Annotated in this window: 11 protein-coding genes; 5 read left to right on the top strand and 6 right to left on the bottom strand. The window is 59.4% G+C overall.

What is annotated here, in order from left to right; translation table 11 throughout:
- Positions 1-611: 611 nt before the first annotated feature.
- A complete protein-coding gene (gene rhtA / locus DTP52_RS29695) occupies positions 612-1,502 on the top strand; it encodes a threonine/homoserine exporter RhtA (RefSeq protein ID WP_109756516.1) in 891 nt (296 codons plus the stop codon).
- 168 nt (positions 1,503-1,670) lie between these two features.
- Positions 1,671-1,952 carry a hypothetical protein gene (locus DTP52_RS29690; RefSeq protein ID WP_109756515.1) on the top strand — a complete coding sequence of 94 codons (282 nt, stop codon included), beginning with the start codon at positions 1,671-1,673 and terminating at the stop codon, positions 1,950-1,952.
- 6 nt (positions 1,953-1,958) lie between these two features.
- On the opposite strand, the gene DTP52_RS29685 is transcribed toward DTP52_RS29690, so the two are convergent.
- Positions 1,959-2,528 carry a TetR/AcrR family transcriptional regulator gene (locus DTP52_RS29685; protein WP_109756514.1) on the bottom strand — a complete coding sequence of 190 codons (570 nt, stop codon included), beginning with the start codon at positions 2,526-2,528 and terminating at the stop codon, positions 1,959-1,961.
- Between the two features lie 90 nt (positions 2,529-2,618).
- On the opposite strand from DTP52_RS29685, the gene DTP52_RS29680 reads away from it, so the two are divergent.
- Together DTP52_RS29680 and DTP52_RS29675 are read left to right on the top strand one after the other, a co-directional pair.
- The gene (locus DTP52_RS29680) at positions 2,619-3,347 is read left to right on the top strand and encodes an SDR family oxidoreductase (RefSeq protein WP_109756513.1); all 729 of its coding nucleotides are present in this window, start codon (positions 2,619-2,621) and stop codon (positions 3,345-3,347) included.
- Between the two features lie 35 nt (positions 3,348-3,382).
- A complete protein-coding gene (locus tag DTP52_RS29675) occupies positions 3,383-3,973 on the top strand; it encodes a 2-hydroxychromene-2-carboxylate isomerase (RefSeq protein ID WP_109756512.1) in 591 nt (196 codons plus the stop codon).
- Positions 3,974-3,982: 9 nt separating this feature from the next.
- Here the strand turns inward: DTP52_RS29675 and DTP52_RS29670 are convergent, their stop codons facing one another.
- The 5 genes from DTP52_RS29670 to DTP52_RS29650 form a co-directional block, all read right to left on the bottom strand.
- Entirely contained in the window at positions 3,983-5,791 is a 1,809-nt protein-coding gene (locus DTP52_RS29670) for an aminopeptidase P family protein (protein WP_109756511.1), read from the bottom strand.
- A gap of 45 nt (positions 5,792-5,836) precedes the next feature.
- Positions 5,837-6,997 (bottom strand): cysteine desulfurase family protein, encoded by a 1,161-nt coding sequence (locus DTP52_RS29665; protein WP_109756510.1) that lies wholly within the window; start codon positions 6,995-6,997, stop codon positions 5,837-5,839.
- A gap of 159 nt (positions 6,998-7,156) precedes the next feature.
- On the bottom strand, positions 7,157-7,774 hold the full coding sequence (locus tag DTP52_RS29660) for a LysE family translocator (RefSeq protein WP_109756509.1): 618 nt from the start codon (positions 7,772-7,774) through the stop codon (positions 7,157-7,159).
- Between the two features lie 103 nt (positions 7,775-7,877).
- Complete coding sequence (locus tag DTP52_RS29655) at positions 7,878-8,144, bottom strand: hypothetical protein (protein ID WP_053123631.1); 267 nt, start codon at positions 8,142-8,144, stop codon at positions 7,878-7,880.
- A 116-nt stretch (positions 8,145-8,260) separates the two neighbouring features.
- Positions 8,261-8,626, bottom strand: coding sequence for an antibiotic biosynthesis monooxygenase (locus tag DTP52_RS29650; RefSeq protein WP_109756508.1), 366 nt, complete (start codon positions 8,624-8,626; stop codon positions 8,261-8,263).
- Positions 8,627-8,722: 96 nt separating this feature from the next.
- Between DTP52_RS29650 and soxR the strand changes: the two genes are divergently transcribed.
- Positions 8,723-9,175 carry a redox-sensitive transcriptional activator SoxR gene (gene soxR / locus DTP52_RS29645; RefSeq protein ID WP_109756507.1) on the top strand — a complete coding sequence of 151 codons (453 nt, stop codon included), beginning with the start codon at positions 8,723-8,725 and terminating at the stop codon, positions 9,173-9,175.
- Positions 9,176-9,231 lie beyond the last annotated feature (56 nt).

Below are 9,231 nucleotides of genomic sequence, written 5' to 3'. Positions count from 1 at the left end.
GATTTCTCGCGGAGTAACTTGTGATGCTGATAATCTGTTGACTAGCAGTCTGACTCCACAAGCACCCACACGAATTGCTTGATTCAGTTGTTAAAGAGCGGTTGGTTAAGAGCTTTCGTCTCAACCGAGGCGCGCATTCTACAGCGCCCGGTGTATCTGTCAAGCGGTTATTTTCAGAAGTTTTCAAAGTTTCCTTTTCAACTTCAACCACTTGCGCTTCCGATCTCTCGTTAGCGGGAGGCGAATTCTACAGCGTTACTCGCTGCTGTCAACACCTCTTTTTCACCGCTTTCGACCGAGAAGATCGAACCGCTGAAAAGGCCAAACCCACACCGCCCTATCAGCTACTTCCTGGCTTCGATGACCTGAAGCCCGACCCCTTCGAAACCTACTTAACTCATTGAATTTCAAGGAGTTTTCCGTTTCGACTGCGCCGGAAGTGGGGCGAATTATAGACGTCCAGAATTTGCCGTCAACCTCTAATTTGATTTTTCTATCTGTAATCCGAGAAGGCACTTAAATCTACCCAGGTATATAGACGGAATCACTTCATATGCGCAATATACTGCTCAACAAAGCCTCCCGCCTTTATTCCTGGACGACACCCCGTAATGACACCCCCTCCACATCGTAGCCTGGCCTCCACCCTCTATCCGGTTGCCCTGCTATTAATAGCCATGGCCTCTATTCAATCGGGAGCCTCCCTCGCCAAAAGCATGTTCCCGGTGGTAGGCGCACAAGGCACTACGACACTGCGGCTCATTTTTGCCAGTCTCATCATGCTGTTATTGCTACGCCCCTGGCGTGCCAAGCTCACCGCCCAATCCCTGCGTACCGTGATCGTCTATGGGATGGCATTGGGCGGCATGAATTTTCTCTTCTATATGTCGGTTCGCACCGTTCCACTGGGCATTGCAGTGGCACTGGAATTCACCGGCCCACTGGCAGTTGCCATTTACGCCTCGCGCCGGGCAATCGACTTCCTCTGGATTGCCCTGGCAGTGGCTGGCTTACTGCTGCTCATACCGACCGGGGCGACCACTGCCGGTATTGACCTGCTTGGGGCCGGCTACGCACTGGGCGCAGGTTTCTGCTGGGCGCTGTACATTCTGTTCGGCCAGAAGGCCGGCGCGGACAATGGTGTGCAGACCGCCGCATTGGGCGTGATGATCGCCGCTCTGTTCGTCGCACCTATCGGCATTGTGCATGCGGGCGCCGCACTGCTCACACCGAGCCTGATTCCAATCGCCATCGGTGTCGCCATCCTGTCCACCGCCCTACCCTATACCCTGGAAATGATCGCCCTGACCCGAATGCCAGCCCGCACTTTCGGCACTCTGATGAGCATCGAACCGGCAATCGCGGCCTTGTCAGGGCTTGTCTTTCTCCAGGAATACTTGTCCCTGGCCCAGTGGACAGCCATTACCTGCATCATCCTGGCATCGGTCGGCGCAACGCTGACCATGGCCAACACCGCGAAACCTGTCGTCGCGGCAGATTGAAGCAGGATTTCAGGAAGGTCTGGTATTTGCCGTGCATTTAGGCCATGTTTAGGCCAGTAACCTAATGCCAGACATGGATTTTTTCATACAGGAAGTCATGAACGCGTCAAGCAAGAGCGAACATGATCGTACGTGGACACAAGATCCACGAAGATCATAAGGACGGGAATGAAACGAATTTTGATACTGATCGCCGTACTTGCAGTAGCGGGCTGTGCGGCAACGTCGAAAACTGAAGTCAAGCGCGGCAAGAAGAGTCTGCACATCAACTGCTCCGGCTTGTCCTCATCCTGGGAGCAGTGCGCCGCCAGCGCCGCCAACTCATGCGCTCCCAAGGGTTACAAAGTCATTGCCAAATCCGGCGACGCCGTCGAGGAGCCCGGGGATTATCCTTTCGGGCTCAACCCCGCTGGCTATACCAGCCGCAGCATGATCGTCATTTGTAAGTAGGCCACATCAGTCGAGCCCTTGTTCGGCCATTCGGCGACGGATTTCCTCATGGCTGGACTTGAGGACATCACGCTGGACCTGCGGCGTGACCAGCATCCGCGCAACAACCAACGCTCCCACACATTGAGACAGGATGGCCCAAGCCAGGCTGTCGCTCCCCAATATCCGCGCCCAGCTTTCGTGCAAACGACAAATCCATGTTTGCGCCGCCTCCCTCACCTGGACATCCGATCGTGCAATCTCAGCACCCAGCACCGGCAATGCACACCCGGCTTCGGGCTGCTCAACGTGGCTCATGCTCAAGTACTGCTTGAGACAGCGCTCCAGCTTCGTCGAGTCCATGGCACCGTCTCCGCTCAGGCGATCCAGGCTTTGGGCCAACTCCCGCTCAACGATGGCCTTGAAAAGCTCATCCTTGGATGAAAAATGGCTATAGAACGCACCGCCGCTCAACCCGATCGCTTTCATCAGGCCATCGACACCGACCGTGGAAAAACCCGATTTCTTGGCGGAAATGGCACTGCTGGCGAGTAGTTTCTCGCGGGTTTCCATTTTGTGATTGGCTGAATATCGCATGGTCCTGCCCCTGAATTACTCACCTTGACGCTTGCCGGATCTTAGCATAACGTCCGTTTAGTTAACGATCGTTTACCAATGAGGCAGACCATGAATAACAAGAAGGTCGTACTGGTTGTTGGCGCGGGCGATTCCACCGGCGGAGCGATTGCCAAGCGTTTTGCGCAGGAAGGTTTTGTTGCCTGTGTTACCCGTCGCAGCGCCGACAAACTCCAGCCACTGGTGGATGGAATCCGCGCTCAAGGTGGGGAAGCCCACGGGTTTGCCTGTGATGCGCGCAAAGAAGACGACGTGATTGCGCTCATCGAGCAAATCGAGGATCAGATCGGTCCGATCGAAGCCTTCGTGTTCAACATCGGCGCCAACGTTCCGTGCAGCATTCTCGAAGAAACCGCGCGCAAGTATTTCAAGATCTGGGAAATGGCCTGTTTCTCAGGTTTTCTCAATGCACGGGAAGTGGCCAAGCGCATGGTCAAGCGCCAGCGCGGAACGATCCTGTTTACCGGCGCAACGGCAGGATTGCGCGGAGCTTCGGGGTTCGCCGCATTCGCAGGTGCCAAGCATGGCATCCGTGCATTGGCCCAGAGCATGGCCCGTGAGCTGGGGCCGCTGAATATCCATGTGGCCCATGTTGTGGTGGACGGTGCCATCGATACCGACTTCATCCGCGATAACTTCCCGGAAAAATATGCCACCAAGGATCAGGACGGCATCCTGAACCCTGAACATATCGCCGACAATTACTGGTACCTGCACAGCCAACCCCGCGACGCCTGGACCTTCGAACTGGACCTGCGCCCCTGGAACGAACGCTGGTAAACCCGCCCCTTCAAAACAACAAGAGAGCAGATACCATGAACAGATCGGTGGAGTTTTACTTCGATCTCGGCAGCCCGACCACGTACCTGGCCTATACCCAGTTGCCGACGCTGTGCGCGCAGACAAACAGTCAGTTGATCTATCGTCCGATGTTATTGGGCGGCGTCTTCAAGGCGACCGGCAATGCCTCACCGGCAACAGTGCCGGCCAAGAACCCTTATCTGTTCAAGGATCTGAATCGCTTCGCCAAGCGCTACGGCGTCGCCTTCCAGTTCAATCCACATTTCCCGATCAATACGTTGCTGCTGATGCGCGCGGTGACCGGCATGCAACTGCGCCATCCTGAACGCTTCGAGGCCTTCATCGACTGCCTGTTCCGCGCCATGTGGGTGGACGGCCGCAACCTCAATGACCTCGCGACTGTCGCAGCGATCCTGAACGAAGGCGGTTTCGACGCCGACTACGTACTGACCCTGACGAGCGACGAGCAGGTCAAGCAAGCACTCAAGACCGCCACTGAAGAAGCCATCGGGCGAGGCGTGTTCGGTGCCCCGAGCATGTTTATCGGCGACGAGTTGTTCTTCGGCCAGGATCGGCTGGACTTCGTCCGTGAAGCCCTCGCCTGACCCTCTACTTCAAATCGCCATCGTCCGTGTATCGAGCCATTGCAGCGCATCGCCGTCCAGCAACGGGCTCAATCGACGCTGAACTTCGGCGTGGTAGGCGTTGAACCAGTCTTTTTCGTCCTGGGTCAGCAGCGAAGGTTCCAGGCAGCGGGTGTCGATCGGGCACAGGGTCAGGGTTTCGAACTCAAGGAATTCGCCAAACTCACTGCTCCCGGCTTCGCGGTTCAACACCAGGTTCTCGATACGCACACCCCAGCGACCGGGACGATAAGTGCCCGGTTCGATGGAGGTGATCATGCCTGCCTGCATCGCCGTTTGCGGCGCGGCAGCGGCTTGATAGGCAATCACCTGCGGGCCTTCGTGAACATTGAGGAAATAGCCGACGCCATGGCCAGTGCCGTGGCCGTAATCCACTTGCTCCGCCCAGATCGGTGCGCGGGCGATGGCGTCCAGCAAGGGCGAAAGAATGCCCCGCGGAAATTTGGCCCGGGACAGGGCAATCACGCCTTTGAGCACCCGCGTGCAGTCACGCTTCTGCTCAGCGGTCGGTGTTCCGACCGGCACCATGCGAGTGATGTCAGTGGTGCCGCCCAAATACTGGCCGCCGGAGTCGATCAGTAACAGGCCATCACCTTCGATGACCGCATGGGCTTCTTCCGTGGCATGGTAATGAGGCATCGCGCCGTTGGCGTTAAAGGCCGCGATGGTATTGAAGCTCAGGGAGACGAAGTCCGGCCGGCGCATGCGAGCGGCGGTCAGGTGTTCATCGATGGTCAGTTCGGTGATGCGTTCGCGTCCCCAGGCGCTCTCCAGCCAGGCGAAGAACTCACAGAGCGCCGCGCCGTCCTGTTCCATGGCCCGGCGGATGTGCTCGGCGTCGGCCAAACTTTTGCGCGACTTGGCCAGCGTCGTTGGATTGAGGCCCTCGACCAGCTTCACGCCGCTACCCAGGTTATCCAGCAAGCCGACCGTAACCCGCGCCGGATCGATCTGCAGGCTCGCGCCGTCCGGCACTTCACGCAACGCCGCGGCGGCTTCGCTGTAATCGCGCAGGGTCACGCCGTCCTGTTCAAGAACGGCGCGCAGCGGTGCGTCGACCTTGTCCAGGGACACGAACAGCGTTGCCTGTTGCTGGCTGATCAAGGCAAAGGAGACAAACACGGGGTTGAACGACACATCCGCACCGCGCAGGTTGAACAACCAGGCGATGTCATCCAGCGTGGCGATGAAATGCCAGTCGGCGCCACGCTCCTTGAGGGACTCACGCAACTTGGCGAGCTTCTCGACCCGGCTGACGGTCGCCTGGGGCGGCAAATGGGCGTAGACCGGTTGATCCGGCAAGCTTGGGCGATCAGTCCAAGCCTCCTCGAGCAAATCGATATCGGTGCGCAACCGCGCGCCACGTTCGGCAAGCTTGCCCCCTAGGGTACGGGCCGATGCGACGGCCATGACCGCACCGTCGACCGCGACTACCCCACCCTCGGGCGTTTGTTCGGCCAGCCAGTCCAGGGGGCCGGGCTGGCCTGGGATCAGCTTGACCAGCTCGATACCGCTGCCCTCCAGTTCCTTGGTCGCCTGCTCCCAATAACGGCTGTCAGCCCAGACGCCGGCGAAATTGCCGGTCACGATCAAGGTACCCACCGAACCGTGGAACCCCGACAGCCATTGTCGCCCCTGCCAATAGCCCGGCAGGTATTCGGAAAGATGCGGGTCGGCCGATGGCACCAGCAGTGCGTGAATGCCCTCTCGGCTCATCAGTTGGCGGATTCGGGCCAGGCGCTGGGGAACCAGTCCATGGGGCAAAGGCTCGGTGCTCATTGTTTCTCCTGCTCATTGATATTGTTGTTCGATGCCGAAGACGGCTTACGTGGCCCAGAATGCTGGCGCAGTCGCGCACGCCGCCTTGATCAGCCGCACGGCCTCGTCGATATCCTGCTCGGTGGTAAAGCGCCCCAGGCTCAAGCGAATGGTACGCCCGGCCGCACGGGCATCGTGCCCCAGCGCCAGCAGCACGTGGGACGGAGTGTTCTGCGCCGAATTGCAGGCCGAGGTCGCGGAAAACGCAATCGACGCGCCCAATGTCGCCGGGTTGAACTCGCCTTCGTTGAACGTCAGGCTCAGGGTGTGGGGAATCCGGCGGCTCGCACTGCCGTTCATCCGCACACCGGGCAAGGCCAGTAGCGGCTCGAGCAAACGATTGCGCAACCGGGCGATTTTAGCGAGTTCTTCGTCGAATGCCGCGGCTGCCAGTTCGAATGCAGCACCCATGGCTGCGATCTGATGCGTCGCCAGGGTCCCGGAGCGCAAACCGCCTTCATGTCCACCGCCATGAATCTGCGCCGACAGCCGTGGCCGGGCCCGGTCGCCGACGTAAAGCGCGCCGATGCCCTTGGGGCCGTAGATTTTATGCGCGGAAAAAGACATCAGGTCCACCGGCCAGCGAGACAGGTCGATCTGCACCTTGCCGGCGCCTTGGGCCGCGTCTACATGGAACAATGCACCGTGTTCGCGAACGATCTCGCCAATGGCGATGACATCGTTGACGGTACCCAACTCATTGTTCACCAGCATCAGCGACACCAGGAACGTGTCTTCGCGCAACGCCTCACGAACCGCTTGCGGACTGATCAGGCCCTCGGCGTCCGGTGCGAGCCAGGTTACGGCGACGCCACTTTCCTCGAGCTGGCGTGCTGTATCGAGAATCGCCTTGTGTTCGATCCGGCTGGTGATGACATGGCCGGCAGAACCTGCGCGCGCCTGGGCCACCCCCTTGAGGGCCAGGTTGTTGGATTCCGTGGCGCCGGAAGTCCAGACGATCTGTTCGGGCTCAGCCCCCACCAATTGCGCCACCTGCCGCCGCGCACGCTCCACCGAGCGCCGGGCCTCCTGGCCGAAGGCATGGGAACTGGACGCCGGGTTGCCAAAGTTGCCGTCAAAGCCCAGGCACTCGACCATGACCCGGATGACCCGCTCATCCACCGGCGTGGTGGCGGCGTAGTCGAAATACAAAGGACGTTTATTCATAGGAAACTCGCAGAGCCTGCTCCGGGATCAGGCGCCCTCGTTGGGTTCGAGACTAGCAATACCTGATCAAAGACCTTAAAGAAGTCGGACTTCGTTTAAAAGTGCGTAGGAACGCTCCTGAACAGCGAGCTTAGCAGGCATCGCGTCGAAGCTCAGCCCTCAACTGATGCTTTCGAGCAACAACGGATACAACGAAGCGACCAACAACAGCGCCATGCCCCAGTTGAACACACGCAACCAGCGACGATCACGCAGCAGGTTGCGCAACAGGCTGCCGCATACCACCCACAGGCTCACACTTGGCAGGTTGATCAAGGCAAACACCGCCGCAATCACCAGCACATTGAAGAAGTAACCCTGGAGTGGCGTGTAGGTACTGATGGCACCGATGGCCATGATCCAGGCCTTGGGATTGACCCATTGGAACGCCGCTGCGCCCCAGTAGCTGATCGGCGTATTGTCGTTCCCCGGCTGGCCTTCCGAAACCGGGCCGGAGTGGGCTATTTTCCACGCCAGGTACAACAGGTACGCCGCGCCGATGTAGCGCAACGCGGTATAGAGCAGTGGATAAGTCTGGAACCCCGCGCCCAGGCCCAGGCCCACCGCCAGCACCAGGGAGAAGAAGCCACAGGTGATACCCAGCATGTGCGGAATGGTGCGGTTGAAACCGAAATTGACCCCCGAGGCCAGCAACATGGTGTTGTTAGGGCCTGGCGTGATCGAAGTCACCAGGGCAAACAGGGCGAAGCCCAGCAGCAGGTCAAGCGAAAGAGTCATGTCAGATCAGTCCATCAGGGGCGGTCAGTCAAGTCATGACCCTACCCCACGTCCTGACCCAAACCCACGGACAGTTGGGCAAAACTTTGAGCGGTACAGTCCCTCAGCTCGACCGGCCAGGCTGTTGCACGACCTGCTCGGCACTCATCTGGCCCTGATCGTCGAACCCCACGTTTTTCTGCGACGAGCCAAGCAGCTCGGCTTTTTTCGCGTGGTATTCCTCGAACGAAAGGCCGCGGCGATTCAAGGCTTCAAGGGCCAGCTCGCGAGTCTCATCGGCGGTGTAGGGGCGCAGCTCCGGGGAAGAGCTGGCGCAGCCGCCCAAGAGGGTGGCGGTCAAGAGCAACAAAACGGCAAAGGTACGGTTCATGGCGAGTGTCCGGTGTTCTGGAGTTGGGCGATGAACAAAGGCTACCCGCCGGCCCCGCGCGGCAGAAATCAACCCTCTCGATAGTGGGTATTGCCTGCCTGGATCAGCCGTTGCGCTTAATCGACCAACTGGCAATGCAGCGCGTTGTCCAGGCTGCGCTCGATGTTGCGCAACACCTGGAACGACCCGAATGTCACGGCTTTGGCTCGGTGAGCCTGGATCAGCCGCCAGAAATCCTGCTCGCCACTTTCGAAACTTCGAAGCGCCGCCTCGCCGGCCTCGCGGGTTTGCCACTGCAAATAATTGAGCACGCGCCGACCGTCGTCGCTGGCCTGGATACTGGCACTCAGGAACCCTTGGTGGTCCCGGGCCAGGCGCTCGGTCTGCTCCGACAAGGCGGCTACCAACGCCTGCTGCCATTGAGGTTCGATGTCGAATTCCATCAGCTGGGTAAAACTGCGATTGTTCCTTGGCGATTGCATGAAAGGTCCCCTATGCAGGTAAGCCGGATCTTGCGATCCGAAAGCCTGCAGGGTAAAACCTCTAGTTAACTTGAGGTCAAGCAGTAAATTGAAACGATGACGCAGATCGATATCCACAAGGAACTCACCGTCGGCCAAGTGGCCGCCCGCAGCGGCGTGGCGGTCACGGCCCTGCACTTCTACGAATCCAAGGGGCTGATCAAAAGCACGCGCAACCCGGGCAACCAACGTCGCTACCCACGGGCGGTATTGCGTCGCGTGGCGCTGATCAAGGTCGCCCAGCGCCTGGGCATTCCCTTGGCGGAAATCGGCGAGGCGTTGAACAACCTGCCCGACAACCGCGCCCCAACGGCCGCCGACTGGCAGACCTTGTCGGTGCAATGGAGCCGAGACCTGGACGAGCGCATCAACCAACTGATGGCGCTGCGTGATCGACTCAACGGCTGCATCGGCTGCGGATGCCTGTCGATGGAAGCGTGTCCGCTGCGCAATCAGGGCGACGTATTGGGCCAACACGGGCCAGGGGCGCATCTGCTGGAACAGCCGTGAAGCGTTCGTCGGCCCCCGCCCCCAGCCAGGGTCGCTGGCCTATAGTGGAGGGGCGC

Source organism: Pseudomonas sp. 43mfcvi1.1, from assembly GCF_900115935.1.
Classification (GTDB): domain Bacteria; phylum Pseudomonadota; class Gammaproteobacteria; order Pseudomonadales; family Pseudomonadaceae; genus Aquipseudomonas; species Aquipseudomonas bijieensis.
Note: the sequence above shows the minus strand (reverse complement) of the source record. Positions and strands in the feature narration are given on the sequence as shown.